Consider the following 17,831-nt stretch of genomic DNA (forward strand, 5'->3'; position numbering starts at 1 on the left):
CACCTATAATTTAAGTGTAAGTAATAAGTTCTTGGATTCTTTACTATGAGAAATTTTTTCGAACAGCTCTAGGTATTTTTCCTTAACACGCTTTTCATTCTTGGCATGACAATAAGTGGAATAAGCCATCATATGGAAAAATAATGCTCCTTGAGAATCAGCTAGTTCTATTGATGAATTTAGTAGTTTTTCGCTTTTTTCGGTCAAGTAACCGTCTTTCTTAATATAACATTCCACAAGCTTATTGATTATAAACGGAGCCGCTGAATGTTCTTTATTTTTTGATATACGCTCGAGGGAGCTTTCCATTAATTTAATGGCTTTATCTAAGTACCCTTTTTCAATATAAGTATCCGCCAAGGAGGGCTCATACCACCCTAGGGCGAAGTATTGGCCTGAACTAATCTGCTGCTCAATACTATTTTCAGCATATTCAGTTTCACCATTTGCCCAATCATAAAGCATATATAGGAAAGTGTTGATCCAAACGAGATCTTTTTTATCTTTGTAACTACGTTCATACCTATCTACCACTTTTTTCACGGTTTCTTTGTCATTCACAAAGTATGAAAGCAGAGCTTTGAATAAATGAGCAAAAGTAATAGAAACATCATGGTTTATTAATTCTGCATGTACCATTGCCAGTTCTGCACTATTAAAGGCTTCTTCAAGCTGTCCCCTGTGTAAGTATGTAAGTGATTGCATAGATAGATTTTGAGATTTTGGATCTGTTCCAAATTGGTGAAACAAATTCGCATCTCTTTTATCTTCGTACATAGAAAGAGATTTCTGGTGGCATATAATCGATTTTTCTAGGTCACCATCCACCAAATGAGCTTGACCCAAGTGTGTTAAAACAAGCATTTCTCTTTGCTTGTCATTACTGGCCTGTGCGCGAGAAATAATTCTATTCCCAATTTCAATAGCTTGGCTTCTCTTAGAGCTATAATGTGCATTCAAGAATAGTGACCATTCAACTTTCATTATAAGCTCGTCAATATCTTCGCTTTCAAGCATTGAGTTGTCAGCTATTAACTTCTCAATTCTACCGCTAATATACTTTACTCTTTCTCCACCATAACCATCCAAAGTCATTACTGCGGGTAAAATTAATTCTAAGCACTCTAGCTCTGAATTTAGCTTAAACTCTTGTGATTCACTTTTGGAATTCCACTCTGCCAATGTATCAAAGTATATTACGGATTCGCGGTAGGCAGCATTTCTGCTCATGCTTGTTAGAGCAATAATCCCATTTGTGACGGCTTTTTCAAATTCCATACCTTTGGCGTAATGAATAGCTACTATATAAGATATTTCCTCTTTGGACTTTTTGGATAAAGTTGAAAAGCTGTTAGCTATACTTATGTGGTTTTGCTCTCTACTTTTAGTGCTTGCATAGTCATAAGCCGCATCCCTTACCAGCGCGTGTTTAAAGATATAGCTATCATTTTCAACCCGGCGTTGTTGAATGATGAGGTCTTTCTCGATCAGTTCATTCAGGTCGTTTTGGATCTGATCTTCACTGAGTGATGACGCGGCGACGAGCAGGTCGTATTCGAATTCGCGGCCTATGGTGGCGGCGAGTTGTGCGGTTTCTTTGGCGTGCACCAGGCTGTCGAGTTTTTGCTGTAGCGATTCGCGCAAGCTGCTGGGGACCTGATCGAGTTTATCCGGGCTGACGAAGTTGATTTCGCCGCTTTGCTCGCTGACCAGTGCTTTTTGTTTCAGCATGTCAACCAGCTCTTCGATAAACAGCGGGATGCCATCGGTGCGGCTAACCAGGATATCGCGTACGTTTTTCGAGACGGCTTTGCCTTCGAACAGTTGCTCGATAAAGTCTTCGGTTGCTTTGGCGGTGAGCTTGTGTAGCTCCAGCTCCAGCAATGTCAGGTCGTGCAGGCTGTCTGGCTTAGGCTGGCGCGAGGTGCTGATCAGCACGCTGCCATCGCTCAGGTTAGCTGCAAAGTGGTGGATAAACTCCAAAGTAGTGGAATCTGCCCAGTGAATGTCTTCAATGATGTACAGCTTATGATTGCTGAGGCTGAATTTGTGCGACAGCAGCAGGGCACTCAGGCCTTTGAACAGTAACTCTTTCTGTGCATCCGGCGCCAGTGACGATGGCTGCATGTCTTCGGGCAACTCAATGTTCAGCCACACCAGCAGGATTGGCAAAATGGTCTCTGTGTTGAGTGTGCTGTCCTGTTCATTAAGCAGCGAAACAAACAGGTCTATGACCTCGGTATTGCTGAGATTGCTGGTATTAAACAGGTAACGTACCAGCGTCAGAACAGGGTAGAGCGCGTTGTTCTGGTGCTCCGGCAAACACTGGGCAACCAGATGCTGGTATTTGCCGGCGTTGGCACGAATTTCTTGCAGTAATCGCGACTTACCAATGCCGGCTTCACCGTAAATATGGGCAACCCGAGTGGTTTGTTGTTCGTTATTAATGATAGATAGTGTTTTATCCAGCTCGCTCTGACGGCCAATCAGCTTGTGGTGATGGCGCGTACCACGCATAAAACCAAAGGCTTCGACGCGTTTTTCGCCTTTAAGGTTATAAATGGCTTGCTGTTCAAACGCCATACCCAGTTGCATATTGTCGAAATAATCGAACTCACTGTAAGGCTCAAGGATGGCGCGTGACTCTGCGGTACACAAAATTTGACGTTCGCCAGCATGGCGAGCCAGTTGCATGGCTGTGTTAGCAATATGGCCTTCTGGTACGGCATTGGCGTAAGTGACAAAAATACCCGAGTGCAGGCCAATATGGGCGTTGAGTTGCACGCCGTGGGCTTCCTGCATCAGCGCATTACGCTTGCCCAGTTCGCTGATCACATCCAGCGCGGTACGTGCGCTCAGCCGCGTGTCGTTGTCGCTGGCAATGGGGTAACCAAAGTAGAACAGCGCAGTATCGGCCAGATTGCCCACATGATAAGCACCAAAGCGGGTGGCTATATCAATACAGGTGTTGCGCTGTGATTTAAACAGGGTATCGATTACATCCAGATCTTTGGCGTTTTCATCGAGCATTTTAGCGCTGAGGCGCAGTGCCATAACGGTGATCTGTTTGCGCTCTGTCAGCGTGGTGTAATCTTGCTGGCCGGGGTGACTAGGGTCATCGGTGCGCAGCACCACAGTGGCATCGTCGTAACCATGTTGCGCCTGTACGTCTGCCAGCACGCCCACCAGGTTCGACACATTCATAGAGTTCAGTTCGGTGAAGGCTTCTTCCCCTGAGATAACCCGCTCTGTGGCATTTTTTTGTAGTACACGACGCAACAATCCCGATAGCGGGTGGCCAAGCAAGGCACTGGGTAGCGGAATATGAACATCGCTCAATTGCTTGTGGTAAATCGAGGCAATACTGGAGCCGGTAACGGCTGGTAACCCCGTCAGACACTCTAAAAATACTAGGCCCCAAACATAGATATCCGTTTTGGCAGAAGCTGGTTCACCGCGCAATTGCTCGGGGGCGCTGTACGAAGGTGTACCCAGAGTTTCCTGGGTGAGTGTCAGTGTGGCAAAGTCCTGATGGCGGCTTTCCTGACTGAGCGTGCCGATACCAAAGTCGAGAATTTTAGCGTAGGTTTTTGCGCCTGCCTGGGTCAGCATGATATTGGCGGGTTTAATGTCCCGGTGGACTATGCCTTTTTGGTGTGCATGGATCAGGGCATCCAGTACCTGCAACATAATGTCGGTGGCGTCTACTGCGTCTAACGCGCCTTCCTGGATAAGGTGTTCGCGCAGTGACTGACCTTCCACATATTCAAACACGCCGTACAGCAGGTTTTCGTCTACCTGACCTTTATCCAGCAGGCGCACAATATGCGGGTGCTGCAGCTGGCTGCTGAGAGAGGTTTCGCGTTTGAATCGCTCAACGTATCGATGCTTTTTGGCTTCGTCAAGGTGAGGCTCAAGTGCCAGAAACTTGATTGCCACGACCTGATCCGTGTTTTTATTCTTCGCTTTGTAAACCTTACCAAAGCCGCCTTCGCCTATCTTGTGGATGAGCTCATATTGCGTCGACTGAAAGCGATCCTGAATGTAAGGATCAGAAAATTGAGTTAGTGGCATAGTCTTTTATTTTTATCTAATTTGTTAACAGGGCTCGAACCTAAGCTCTAAATTATTGTTAAGAATTACGATTATTACAATGTTTTTTCAACATCCTTGCCATTAGCATCGTTTTATTTGACATCAGACAGATTTCACTAAGATGAAGGTCGTATTGATTATCGGCAACTTATCTCGTCACTTGAGTAAATTTCAATAATTTCAATAGTTACTGATTAGTCTGAAGCATGCTGTAGTTCTCGGCTGGTAATCTTTACCGATTATCAATAGAGGGTCAATTGCTTCTGGCTAAGGATTGGAATAAATCATGGTTAATAAGCGCTAAATTCCTATGTTTTTAAGGTAATCCAGTACTAAATTGGTAGATGTTGTTTGCCGTGTAATATAGTGTAATGTTCAATTATTCAGTAGTTTGTGATAATGAGCCAGTTTTTAGGTAGCTTAAGGTGGTTAAAGATGGAACGTCGTACTTTTCTTAAAACAAGCTCGTACTTGTGTGCGAGTGGTGTGCTGCCTGTCAGTGCACTTGCTGCAGATAGCATTGCATTTACAAATTCAGAACAGAATACCCAACGTGTTAGTGGCAACTTACTTGAAGAGATTGCTCGCCATGCGCCTTCTGTCTCAATGGAAGCACCAAGTGGAGAAAGTGTTCAGGTCACTTTGCGTCCCTCTGTTGTCAGGCGTTACAACACATTTATATATGTTTATTTTGAAATGAGTAATGAAATAACGGTCTTTGATCTGTCTGGCACCACCATTGGCACAATTAAGTTGCCTCAGGGGTTCTCCAATGTGAGCGATTTTGCGGTCGAACCCAACCAGCAGCTGCTTTACTTTATTGAGCGTGGTCATCACCAGGTTATTGTGGCGAACTTTTTCGGTGAACAACTTGCCCAAATCGGCGAGTTTGGTACTGAAGTGGTGTCGCAGTTAAATGGGCCAAAAAGTTTGACGCTTGACGGTGATGGCCGCGTGCATGTGCTTGAGTCAGGTACTTCCAGCGTTAAAGTATTTGGCAATAACGGCGCGTTTTTATATTCATATGGTCAAACCCGTTTGGGTAAGCAGCCTATATATAAAGCACTGGATGGTACAGAGCAGATTGTAATCACGGGTGGGCAACTGGGCGATAGAAAGTGGATTTTTAACCTAGAAGCTCGCAAATTGACGGCACTCAACTAAACTGAATCATGAACGCTGACGGGGTTAAGTGCACAGCGGTAAAGTTGCACTTAACGCTTTGTAATTATGGAATTATCATACTTAGGTAGCGCCGATGGAAAAACATCAAACGCATAATGTGCTAAAGGCTGATTATGCAGATCCAAAAGTCGATCAACTATTAAAACACACCGTCCGTAACCAACTTGAGTCTTTACTTAAGGCGAAACTTACCACCGCTCAACGTCAACAAGCGCTAACCCAAAGCTTCGTAAATGCCATGGCATTAACCCTCGGCACCACGGTTGCTACTCACGCTCAGCTGACGGCTGCTTTTGAGGCCATGTATGATCAGGCTGTTCAGTCAATGTCTATGGCCGAGTTAAGCGAAGAGCTTTTAACCCGTCAGTATATTTCTCCGACGGGCCTGGTCATGTCGCCATATAACTGTCGCCATACAATCAAAGACATATACCGTATTCAGGGTTATGCAAAGGGCATTGACAAGGCAATACGTGGCATGCTCTCTCATAAGGACTCTATTACTGTTTTGTATCCCGCTTGTGGTCCGTTTGCGCCTTTGCTATTGCCTTTGCTGAGCTACTATAAAGACCAGAACGAGTTTAATCATGAGCAAATTAAGGTGTTATTTGTTGATACACACCCAGGCGCTATTGTGACGCTCAGACAGCTCATCAATGATCTGCAGTTGGGTGAGTTTGTTGCAGACATCATTGAAGAAGATGCGACTGTTTATGAACCCCAAGAGAGTATCGACTTGCTGGTCCTGGAGGCTATGCAACATGGTTTTACCCGCGAAGGGCAGCTGGCTATTGCAAAGCATCTGGTTAAATTCCTGACGCTTGATGGATGGATGATACCGCGCTCTGTATCTATCAAGGGTATGATGGTTCATGGTGAAACGGAATTTAATCAGCAGTGGAAAGATACGCAGTACTGTCATTCGGACAATCTCAATAGCAGCGCCTTGCAGGAGCGAATTGAGCTGGGCGAGCTGATGCGCATTGACAAGTCAGCGCTGTTGAAGATGGAAGAGATTGAGCTGGAAGACGACATAAGGGTTGTTGCTGCTAACACGATTACTTTGCCGACCGGCTTTGAAGATATGCCGTCCCGTATTTTGGCGGTATACGCACAGATAAATACGTTTGATGATGAAGGCTTAGACCAATACGATTCGGGGATTACCCACCCCAGGCCTGACATGAATTTCTATGTTGATGCGCAACCTAAAGAGCTGGAACATACGCATTTTGTTGCCAACAGCGGGGATACTGTACAGTTTTATTATCAACTCAGCGGTATGCCTGGGTTTGTACCTGTGAAAGTATAGGAGGCCAGCATGGAACCTAAATATGCTTTGTTTAGCGGCAGTTGCTTGTGTCTGGCTGCGGTACAGTATTTATTGCAAAGAGGCCAGTTAAGTTGCGTGGTTTTGATTGAAGCCGAGCCCAACCCTGACCTTGTTCAGTTGCAGCAATTTTTGCATCATCACCAGATCCCTATGTTGCAATACAATACCGCATCAGACGAAGACTTGATTGCCGGTCTCGACAGGCTGGGCGCGAACAGTGGTTTGGCTTATCTGTTTAAACACAAAATACGCGCCAGACTAATCGACTATTTTGCTGGTCGTTTGTTTAACATTCACCCGAGCGCTCTACCGGATTACCGCGGGCCAATGCCTGTATTTTGGCAGCTTAAAAATGGCGCAGAGACTATCAGGGTAACGTTACACAAGGTGGCCGAAAAGCTAGATACCGGAGAGATTGGCACACACATCGATTTGCCCGTGCATCCGTTTGATACCTCGCAGTGTTTTCATCAAAAGATAGCCCAGATGGTACCCGCACTGCTTGAACAGTTTACTCAACAACAAGCCGCAGGCACGCTTACCTGGCATGCTCAGCAAGAGTTCATAGAAGTAAACGGGAAGCGGTATGAACCCCGTTATGCCTCCCATGTACAGATTGAAGACTTAACGATTGACTGGCAACGCCACACAGGAGGCGAAATTGTTAATCTGGCGCGCGCTGGTAATGCCGAACTTGGTGGTGCCCGCTTTAAATTTCGTGAAGGACTACTCCAGCTTATGCAAGCCAGTACTATGGATTGCCAATTGACTGGTATTAAGCCTGGTACAGTGTTGGAACTCGACAGAGCTAAAGGGTTACTGGTGAAAACCATAGATGGCGCCATTCGTCTGGACGCAGTGTTAACTGAGCAGGGGGTATTCGACGGTTACCGCTTTGCAATTTTATTCGGGCTTGAACCGGGACTAGAGGTTGCAGCCTCGCAACAAAGCCGGATGTAACGGCAAAAATATAGGTGGTTTGATTGAGATATATCAATTGCAAACCGATACCTTTGTACTAAATTTTACAATGGTAGCTTAGTTGAGAAGGACTCGTGAGTGGCCTGGCCGATGTACTTATCATCCTGCATTTCTAACTATGCTCTGAACTTAAACTCAGAAGCGAGATAGATATGAACATAAAGATCAATCTAACGAACCGCTATGGCTATGATTTAGCGCTCTATCCTTATGATGGTGGCGTCAACCCCAGTGGTGAAGGACAGCGTATTGCGAAGTTAGAGGGAACGGGCGAATTAGTCGTTGCGCAAGGAGAGAGCAGTATCCTTGAAGTCCCGGGGATGGGCAGCTTGTTAGTACAGTTTTTAGGGGAGCAAAAGCTTGAAGACTGTCACGAGCGGTTTTGCGATAGCCCCAGTGAGTTCGATCAATACGAGATGATGGCACTACTGCGCTATAAAACCACAGAGCTGTACTGGCGTTTTCCAAAAGAAGATTCCGATGCAGCTTTGGATATCAGTATTAACGATATCGGCACTGTTTGTCTTGATAAAGTTTTGAGCGGAGAAGCACGCAGGGTGCAGTTGCCTGAATTCTTCATTCCACCCGTGTTTACAGCACATTTGCCAGAAGGAAATCCTGACTAACCCTGAGCATAGACAGCTCTACAACAGCTTGATGCCGTCTCGGCAGCGTAACAAATAAAGTAGTAGGTGCGAGTAATTCGCAACATGTTGATAAATCTCTTTGTGAGGTGAGTTGTACTGAGCATTTATCGTTAAAGGGTATGTTTACAATTAAAGAGGAATTCATATGTCTACTGACCCGTATATTGGCTCAATGGGTACCTTCGGCGGTGCTTTTACAATCAGAAATTTCGCAATGTGTTTAGGTCAGACTATGGCCATTTCACAAAACCAGGCCTTATTTGCTTTGATAGGGACTATTTATGGTGGTGACGCACGTACTACATACGCGTTGCCAGACCTGCGTGGCCGCAGCCCTGTGGGCTCAGGTGTACGCCCAGGTGGTATGGACTACCGTCAGGGTGAAAGACAAGGTACTGAGCTGGTAGGTATTGAGATCATTCATATGCCTGCGCACTCACATACTGCCATTTTTACACCTCTTGGGGGGTCAAATCCGGTATCAGGTACCATGCAGGTCGCAACTAATGCCGCAAATACAACAACGCCAGACAGCGATTCGTATATTGCACAAAGCTCGAATGCTGCTTTCTTTAAGCCTACTTTCGGGCAAGCTACTTTGACAGATATTAAAGGGCTTACTGTATCTGGTGGTGGGTCGGCAGGTGGGACTGTTACTGTGACTAACACAGGCGGCTCAGCGCCACTTAATATTTTGAATCCGGTATTGCCGGTTAATTGGTTAATTGCTACCGAAGGGGTTTTTCCACCGCGTAATTAGCCAAAAAACAAAGGGTTAGCATTGTTTGGTGCTAACTCTTTGACTATTATAGTCGTACGTTTTTAGTTGATTAAAACAAATAGACGATGTCATCAAAAATGGGATAGATAACGTCAGGAGAGAAGAATGAGATTAAGTCAGGTTGCTAAAGCGGTTACATCAGCAGGGGTGTCGGCGGCATTGCTCTCTAGTGAGGCATGGGCAGCACAACAGACGATCAACTATTCCAATGGGTCAGGCTCGAGTTTTAGTGAGGTGGAGACTGGTGTTACAGGGAGTATGCCCTCGGTTACCCTGACCAATGCGGGTGCTGTGTCTTTGGTGTTAGATGCGGGCACTAGCTCGGATAGCCCTGCGTATACAGGCCTGAATGATCTCGGGTTTGTGGCTGGCGTTGTTTACTCAAATACCATGATTAATGAGTTCAATAATCGTGGCTTCCGCTTCTATGAAAAATCCAGCACTAACTTCAGTTTCGACGAAATTACCTTTATGCAGGGGTCGGCCCGAGACTCAGATAAAACGTATCAACTGATACTAACTGGTTTTTCTAATAGTACTCAAACAGTGACAGAAACCATCACCCTGCCAAAAGGGGGTGAAGCAAACTCGGGGTTACAGGATCTGTTTACTCTGGCCCGTGGTACGGATTTTACTGATGCTGCATGGCAGGACGTTGATACAGTGACTATGGCGTTTACCCGTAGTCCGGGTGCTGACTCTCGTTATCTTATCAGAAGTATCAAGATTGATGACGCCGCGGCTTCAGATTCAACCGCGCCTACTTTTGTCAGTGCGAGCTCAACACCTACTGACGATGCAACCAATGTTTCTGTGAGCAACAATATTGAGATTGCCTTTGATGAGAATATTGCGCTGAGTAGCGGTAATATCACCATTCGCAATGTCACCGACAGCACTGATTTTGAAGTATTTGACGTTGCAAGTGAAAGCGATGGTACAACGACTTCACCAGGTGCTGGGCGTGTCAGTATCACCAACGACAAAGTCTATTTAAATCCTACCAGTGACCTGACAGGTAATCGCACTTACGCTATCCGCATTGATGCAACGGCAGTGCAGGATTCGGCAGGAAATTCGTTCCTGGGGATCAGTGACGACACCACATTTAATTTCAGTACACCTAATACAGCGCCTGAGGTTGATTTGAACTCGGGAACTGGTGGCAATGACAACACAGCCAGTTTTTCGGAGGGCAGTGGCGCGGTCAATATCGCCAGCAGCGCGTCAGTAACCGAAGCGGACAGTGATACATTAAAAACCATAACAATTACACTGACCAATGATCAGGATGGTGCATCCGAAGGTCTGAATGTGAGCGCTTCTGCGCAAAACGCGCTAACAGGCGTATCCGGGGCATCGGACATTACACTTCAAGATACGATTTCTATCACGGGGGCCACCGCAACGGCCGCTGAAGTTGCTACGTTTTTACAGGCGATCACATACAATAACACCTCCAGCACGCCAAATGAAACTGCGCGTTCGGTAACCGTAGTGATTAATGATGGGTCGACCAACAGTACAACGCGCACTGCTACTATCAGTGTGACAGATGTCACTGCTGCCAGCTCAAGCGCCGCTGGGTTTGACACAAGCAGCGGCACCAACCTCTCGCCAGCCATAACTTTTGCGGGAGGAGACGAAACCCTGACAATCGCTAATGCCAGCCATACCACTGGCTCTACGGCAAGCGGTGGAACAGGTACCGATGTTCTCTCGGTGCCAACCAGCACTAACCTGGCCAATTTAACGTCTCTGAGTGGCTTTGAAACACTCACACCAGATAGCGGGGCGTCTATAACGCTGACCGAATCTCAGCATGAGTCATTTACCACCATTAATGGTGCGGGGACCAACCAATTTACACTCAGCAGTGCCGATGGGGATGCGACGATTTCTGGTGATGCTGACATTGAAACCTACGTGCTGGGTGCTGGGTTTACCTTTACATTGGGTGGTGCTGCACAAAATGTGACGGGCAGCAGCTCGGCTGACACCCTGGTAACAGGCTCTGTAACCGCAACAGGCACTTTAGCTGGTAGCGGCGGTACCGATACACTGCAATTGAGTAACGGGGCCAGCATTGCCGGTGCTACTGTAAGCGGCTTTGAAACCCTGACTGTGGATGCGAATGCATCGGTAACAATGACTGAGGCACAACATGATGCCTTTAGCACGATTAACGGCAGTGCGACGGAAAGTATAACTATCTCTGCAGCAACCGACGGTTTAACAGCTGCAAGCGCCATCGAAACTTATGTTTTAGGCGCGGCGAACAGTATTACGCTTAGCTCAGCTGGTCAGAGTGTGACGGGAAGCAGTGGTAACGACACCATAAACATAGCTGCCTTAACCGCAACCGGAACACTCAATGCCGCAGGTGGCACAGACACGCTTTCGATGAGTTCGGGCGCCAGTATAGCTGGTGCAACCGTGTCTAACTTTGAAAACCTGACACTGGCCGGTGGGGCAAGTGTGTCGATGACGGCCTCCCAGCCAGCATTGTTTGGTGGCACAATCACGGCCGCAGGCACTGAGACTATCAACATTTCGGGTGATGGGAACTTTACCACGCTGTCGAATGTGGAAAGCTTCTCGGTTGGAGATTCATCCACCAACAGCAGAACGGTCACCGTTGCAGCTGCAGGTACTTCAGTAACGGCTTCTTCATCTACAGACGCGGTTACTTTTGATATCGGCACCTTGAGTTACACTGGTACACTCACGGGGGATGGCACAACGGCAGATACTTTGTCTATGTCTTCAGGGGCAAATATCTCCGGCGGTACGCTTTCGAATATCGTTAATCTGACTCTGGCCAGTGGTGCATCAGTGACCATGAGCCCGGCGCAAAATGCAGCATTTACCGGCACAGTGACAGCAGCAGGCTCAGAGACCATCACCATCAGTGGTGACGGAGATTTTACAACACTCACAGGCATAGAGACCTATTCTGTAAATGACGACAGCACCAATACGCGGACAATTACAGTTACCAATGCGTCGGCCACCATAGATGCAACCGTGTCAAATGATGCAATCACATTCGACATAGCGGGTAGTGCGTTCAATGGCTCGTTGGTCGGCGACCCGACTACCGGTGATACAGTGAGTGCCTCAGATGGTGCAGATGTCAGTAGTGGTGGCTTTACTAATATTGGCACCTTGTCACTGGCCAGTGGTGCAACTGTCGCGATTGATGCGGCAAATGTGGCAAATAACTTTACTACGGCGATCACCGGTGCTGCAGGCTCTGAAACGCTCAAGCTCATGGACGGGGGCACGTTTAACTTTACTAATACCAGCGTTTCCGAAATCGAAAACCTGGCAATTGGTACCAATAACATCTTTACCATTACACTGACAGATAACTTTGACTCCAATGGTAATTCAGTCACTATCTCAAATGCCGCGGGCTTTGCGCTTGCCGGTGGTATTACGCTGAATGCCAGCGCGCTTAGCGGTGATACCATTAATATGACCGCCACTGACTTTGACGGTAACGACACCATTACAGGTGGTAGCGGGACCGACACCATTCGCCCGGGTGGTGGTACAGACTCGATGACAGGTAACGCCGGCAACGATAATTTTGTTGGCGACGCATCGGATCTCAATGGCGACACCATTACCGATTTGAGTGTGGGTGACATTATTACTATCAATAGTGTCACGGGCCTGACAACCAGCAATGTACGTTTTAATGGTACCAGCACACTTCAGGTTGATACCAATGCAACTGATTTTAGCTCCATTGAAGTGGCAATTAGCTTGTCAAATGCGCCAGCCAATTCACTTGATTTTACGGTGGCGGACAATGGCGCAAATACCGATATCACCTTTATTACGCCGAATGATGTTCCTGTATTTAGTAACCTCAATGGTGGGCAAACGTTCATTGAAAACGGCTCGGCTGTGGTGATTGATTCAGATGTTTTGATTGCAGACACTGAGCTGGATGCGCTCGACAGCGGTGCAGGTAACTACAACAACGCAACCCTGACTATTGCCCGCAACGGCGGTGCCAGCTCGCAGGATGTTTTTGGTAATAATGGCCTGCTGGGCACCCTGACTGAGAGCAGTACCTTTACTTACAACTCGACGACGGTCGGTACAGTTACCACTAACTCATCCGGCACATTAGTGTTGACGTTCAACACCAGCGCAACATCTGCAATCGTTGATTCTGTGTTGCAAAATATTACTTATCAGAACAGCTCAGAAGCGCCACCGGCATCTGTAACGCTCGATTATACCTTTAACGATGGCACAGCAAATAGTACGGGTACTAATCAGGCATCTGTTACCATTACTGCGCAAAATGATGATCCAACCGATATTAGCCTGGATACGGCATCAATCAATCAGTCAGCGACTGGCGCAGGCGCCAATATAGGTACTTTGAGCACCACAGATCCCGATACCAGCGATAGTCATACTTATTCTATTGTTAGTAGTGGCGCCAGTGCCAATGGGACTTGTAGTGCTGACACCAACAACGGTAGCTTCCAGATCAATGGGTCTAACCTGGAAACACAAGCTGCCTTATCGGCTGGAAGTTACGTTGTTTGTATACAAACGAGCGATTCTACAACAACATTCCAAGAAGCGTTCACGATCACTGTGAATGATGATGTTGCACCTAACGCACCATCGACTCCTGACCTCGACGCCAGCTCAGACACTGGTTCGTCAGACAGTGACAACAACACTAACGACACCACTCCAACCTTCAGTGGCACAGCTGAAAGCGGTTCAACAGTTAGATTGTACAGTGATCAGGAAGGTGGTGGCACAACCGTAATAGGAACTGGTACTGCAACAGGCGGCAACTGGCAGATTACTACAAGTGCGCTCACTGCTGGTGTAACGCACGCCATCACAGCAAAAGCAACGGATGCAAGCAGCAACGAGAGTACGGCATCCAGTAGCTTAAGTGTCACAATAGATACAACCGCGCCTTCTGCGCCTGGCACACCTGATCTAGATGCAAGCAGTGATACTGGTACATCTAATACGGACAATATAACCAACGATACGACAGCGACGTTTACCGGTTCAGGCCCCAATGGCGGTGACATCACGCTGATTTCTAGCATTGATGGTACTGTGGGCACCGGCACTGCAACGTTGGGTACATGGACTATCACAACGTCTGCTTTATCAGCAGGCACACATACCATGACAGCTCGCTCAACGGATACAGCTGGTAATACTGCCGATGGTTCAGGTCTCTCTGTAACCGTCGACACCAGTGTGGCTGCTGTTAGCATTACCACGCCTATCGAAGTAGATGGGCTCGTCAACGCGGCTGAAGACAACGACGTGTTGATTGCGGGCTCCGGCGCTGAGTCGGGTAACAGTGTGACCGTGACCATCACGGATAACAATTCATCTGTCAGTCGCACCGTGACTGCCGACGGCTCAGGTAACTGGACGCTCAGCGGCAGTGAACTGGACGTCAGTGGTCTGAACAATGGGACTCTCACGGTCTCGGCGACTCAAACTGATACCGCGGGCAATACTTCTAGCGCAGCAACGCAAAGTATCACGCTGGATAATACAGCTCCTTCTGCGGTCACTATCACTACCCCAATTGAAACCGATGGTATCGTGAATGCGGCGGAAGACAACGATGTGCTGATCGCCGGTTCGGGTGCCGAGTCGGGCAACAGCGTGACGGTGACCATCACGGATAACAATTCGTCAGTCAGTCGTACCGTGACCGCCGACAGCTCAGGCAACTGGACGCTGAGCGGCAGTGAGCTGGATGTTAGCGGCCTGAATAATGGCACGCTCACCGTATCGGCCACGCAAGCGGATACCGCAGGTAATACCTCTACGGCTGCGACGCAAACCATTACGCTGGACAATGCAGCACCTTCTGCCGTGACCATCACCACGCCGATTGAAACCGATGGCATTGTGAATGCGGCGGAAGATAACGATGTGCTGATCGCCGGTTCGGGTGCCGAGTCGGGCAACAGTGTGACGGTAACCATCACGGACAACAACAGCTCGGTGAGTCGTACTGTGACTGCCGACAGCTCAGGCAACTGGACGCTGAGCGGCAGTGAGCTGGATGTCAGTGGCCTGAACAATGGCACCCTGACAGTGTCGGCCACGCAAGCAGATACGGCGGGTAACACCTCGACCGCAGCAACGCAAACCATTACCCTGGATAACGCGGCACCTTCGACGCTGACCATCACCACCCCGATTGAAACCGATGGTATTGTCAATGCGGCGGAAGATAACGATGTGCTGATCGCTGGTTCAGGCGCCGAGTCGGGCAACAGCGTGACGGTGACCATCACCGACAACAACAGCTCAGTGAGCCGTACGGTGACGGCCGACAGCTCTGGCAACTGGACACTGAGTGGCAGTGAGCTGGATGTCAGTGGCCTGAACAATGGCACCCTGACGGTGTCGGCCACGCAGGCGGATACGGCGGGTAACACCTCGACCGCAGCAACGCAAACCATTACCCTGGATAATGCAGCACCCTCAGCAGTGACCATCACCACGCCGATTGAAACCGATGGTATTGTGAATGCCGCGGAAGATAACGATGTGCTGATCGCCGGCTCGGGCGCCGAGTCGGGCAACAGCGTGACGGTGACCATCACCGACAACAACAGCTCGGTGAGCCGTACGGTGACCGCCGATAACTCTGGCAACTGGACGCTGAGCGGCAGTGAGCTGGATGTCAGTGGCCTGAACAATGGCACCCTGACGGTGTCGGCCACGCAGGCGGATACGGCGGGTAACACCTCGACCGCAGCAACGCAAACCATCACCCTGGATAACGCAGCACCATCTGCGGTCACCATCACCACGCCGATTGAAACCGATGGCATTGTCAATGCCGCGGAAGATAACGATGTACTGATCGCCGGCTCGGGTGCCGAGTCGGGCAACAGCGTGACGGTGACCATCACCGACAACAACAGCTCGGTGAGCCGTACGGTGACCGCCGATAACTCTGGCAACTGGACGCTAAGCGGCAGTGAACTGGATGTCAGTGGCCTGAACAATGGCAGCCTGACGGTGTCTGCTACACAAGCGGATACGGCGGGCAACACCTCCACGGCTGCCACGCAAACCATTACCCTGGATAACGCAGCACCCTCAGCAGTGACCATCACCACGCCGATTGAAACCGATGGCATTGTCAATGCCGCGGAAGACAACGACGTACTCATTGCGGGCTCCGGTGCGGAAGCCGGCAACAGTGTGACCGTGACCATCACCGACAACAACAGCTCGGTGAGCCGCACGGTGACCGCCGATAACTCTGGCAACTGGACGCTGAGCGGTGGTGAGCTGGATGTCAGTGGTCTGAACAACGGCACGCTGACGGTGTCGGCCACCCAGGCGGATACGGCGGGCAACACCTCTACGGCTGCCACGCAAACCATTACCCTGGATAATGCAGCACCCTCAGCAGTGACCATCACCACCCCGATTGAAACCGATGGCATTGTCAATGCGGCGGAAGATAACGATGTGCTGATCGCCGGCTCGGGCGCCGAGTCGGGCAACAGTGTGACGGTAACCATCACCGACAATAACAGCTCGGTGAGCCGTACGGTGACCGCCGATAACTCTGGCAACTGGACACTGAGCGGCAGTGAGCTGGATGTCAGTGGCCTGAATAATGGCACGCTGACGGTGTCGGCCACGCAAGCGGATACGGCGGGTAACACCTCCACGGCTGCGACACAAACCATTACCCTGGATAACGCGGCACCATCTGCGGTCACCATCACCACCCCGATTGAAACCGATGGCATTGTCAATGCCGCGGAAGATAACGATGTACTGATCGCTGGTTCAGGCGCCGAGTCGGGCAACAGCGTGACGGTGACCATCACCGACAATAACAGCTCGGTGAGCCGTACGGTGACGGCCGATAACTCTGGCAACTGGACGCTGAGCGGCAGTGAATTGGATGTCAGTGGCCTGAACAATGGCACCCTGACGGTGTCGGCCACCCAGGCGGATACGGCGGGCAACACCTCCACGGCTGCGACCCAGACGATTACGCTGGATAACGCAGCGCCGTCAGCAGTGACCATCACCACCCCGATTGAAACCGATGGTATTGTCAATGCCGCGGAAGATAACGATGTGTTGATCGCCGGCTCGGGTGCCGAGTCGGGCAACAGCGTGACGGTGACCATCACCGACAACAACAGCTCGGTGAGTCGCACGGTGACCGCCGACAGCTCAGGCAACTGGACACTGAGCGGCAGTGAGCTGGATGTCAGTGGTCTGAATAATGGCACGCTGACGGTGTCGGCCACCCAGGCGGATACGGCGGGCAACACCTCCACGGCTGCCACGCAAACCATTACCCTGGATAACGCAGCACCATCTGCGGTCACCATCACCACGCCGATTGAAACCGATGGTATTGTGAATGCCGCGGAAGATAACGATGTGCTGATCGCCGGTTCGGGTGCCGAGTCGGGCAACAGTGTGACGGTGACCATCACGGATAACAATTCATCTGTCAGTCGCACCGTGACCGCCGACAGCTCAGGCAACTGGACGCTGAGTGGCAGTGAGCTGGATGTCAGTGGCCTGAACAATGGCACCCTGACGGTGTCGGCCACCCAGGCGGATACGGCGGGCAACACCTCCACGGCTGCGACACAAACCATTACCCTAGATAATGCAGCACCATCTGCGGTCACCATCACCACGCCAATTGAAACCGATGGTATTGTGAATGCCGCGGAAGATAACGATGTGCTGATCGCCGGTTCGGGTGCCGAGTCGGGCAACAGTGTGACGGTGA

The 17,831-nt window shown here is 49.4% G+C and carries 7 protein-coding genes; 6 read left to right on the forward strand and 1 reads right to left on the reverse strand.

The window, feature by feature from the left end:
* Positions 1–3: 3 nt before the first annotated feature.
* Entirely contained in the window at positions 4–4,074 is a 4,071-nt protein-coding gene (locus tag ACXAH1_RS09785; RefSeq protein ID WP_475196361.1) for a TOMM system kinase/cyclase fusion protein, read from the reverse strand.
* A gap of 456 nt (positions 4,075–4,530) precedes the next feature.
* Between ACXAH1_RS09785 and ACXAH1_RS09790 the strand changes: the two genes are divergently transcribed.
* From ACXAH1_RS09790 to ACXAH1_RS09815, 6 genes are all read left to right on the forward strand, one after another.
* Positions 4,531–5,259: a beta-propeller fold lactonase family protein gene (locus tag ACXAH1_RS09790; RefSeq protein ID WP_475196362.1), complete on the forward strand. Its 729-nt coding sequence runs from the start codon at positions 4,531–4,533 to the stop codon at positions 5,257–5,259.
* Positions 5,260–5,353: 94 nt separating this feature from the next.
* Complete coding sequence (locus ACXAH1_RS09795; RefSeq protein ID WP_475196363.1) at positions 5,354–6,592, forward strand: SAM-dependent methyltransferase; 1,239 nt, start codon at positions 5,354–5,356, stop codon at positions 6,590–6,592.
* A gap of 9 nt (positions 6,593–6,601) precedes the next feature.
* Entirely contained in the window at positions 6,602–7,573 is a 972-nt protein-coding gene (locus ACXAH1_RS09800; protein WP_475196364.1) for a methionyl-tRNA formyltransferase, read from the forward strand.
* A 173-nt stretch (positions 7,574–7,746) separates the two neighbouring features.
* Complete coding sequence (locus tag ACXAH1_RS09805; RefSeq protein ID WP_475196366.1) at positions 7,747–8,220, forward strand: hypothetical protein; 474 nt, start codon at positions 7,747–7,749, stop codon at positions 8,218–8,220.
* A gap of 166 nt (positions 8,221–8,386) precedes the next feature.
* On the forward strand, positions 8,387–9,001 hold the full coding sequence (locus ACXAH1_RS09810; protein ID WP_475196367.1) for a phage tail protein: 615 nt from the start codon (positions 8,387–8,389) through the stop codon (positions 8,999–9,001).
* 126 nt (positions 9,002–9,127) lie between these two features.
* Positions 9,128–17,831, forward strand: an 8,704-nt coding sequence (locus ACXAH1_RS09815; RefSeq protein WP_475196368.1) for an Ig-like domain-containing protein, incomplete at its 3' end; no start/stop codon positions are given.

The organism is Pseudoalteromonas sp. AWH4_217 (genome assembly GCF_056161105.1).

Coding starts and splice junctions, on each gene's coding strand:
- ACXAH1_RS09800 (WP_475196364.1), top strand. CDS start 6,602: ATGGAACCTAAATATGCTTTGTTTAGCGGCAGTTGCTTGTGTCTGGCT.
- ACXAH1_RS09785 (WP_475196361.1), bottom strand. CDS start 4,074: ATGCCACTAACTCAATTTTCTGATCCTTACATTCAGGATCGCTTTCAG.
- ACXAH1_RS09790 (WP_475196362.1), top strand. CDS start 4,531: ATGGAACGTCGTACTTTTCTTAAAACAAGCTCGTACTTGTGTGCGAGT.
- ACXAH1_RS09805 (WP_475196366.1), top strand. CDS start 7,747: ATGAACATAAAGATCAATCTAACGAACCGCTATGGCTATGATTTAGCG.
- ACXAH1_RS09795 (WP_475196363.1), top strand. CDS start 5,354: ATGGAAAAACATCAAACGCATAATGTGCTAAAGGCTGATTATGCAGAT.
- ACXAH1_RS09810 (WP_475196367.1), top strand. CDS start 8,387: ATGTCTACTGACCCGTATATTGGCTCAATGGGTACCTTCGGCGGTGCT.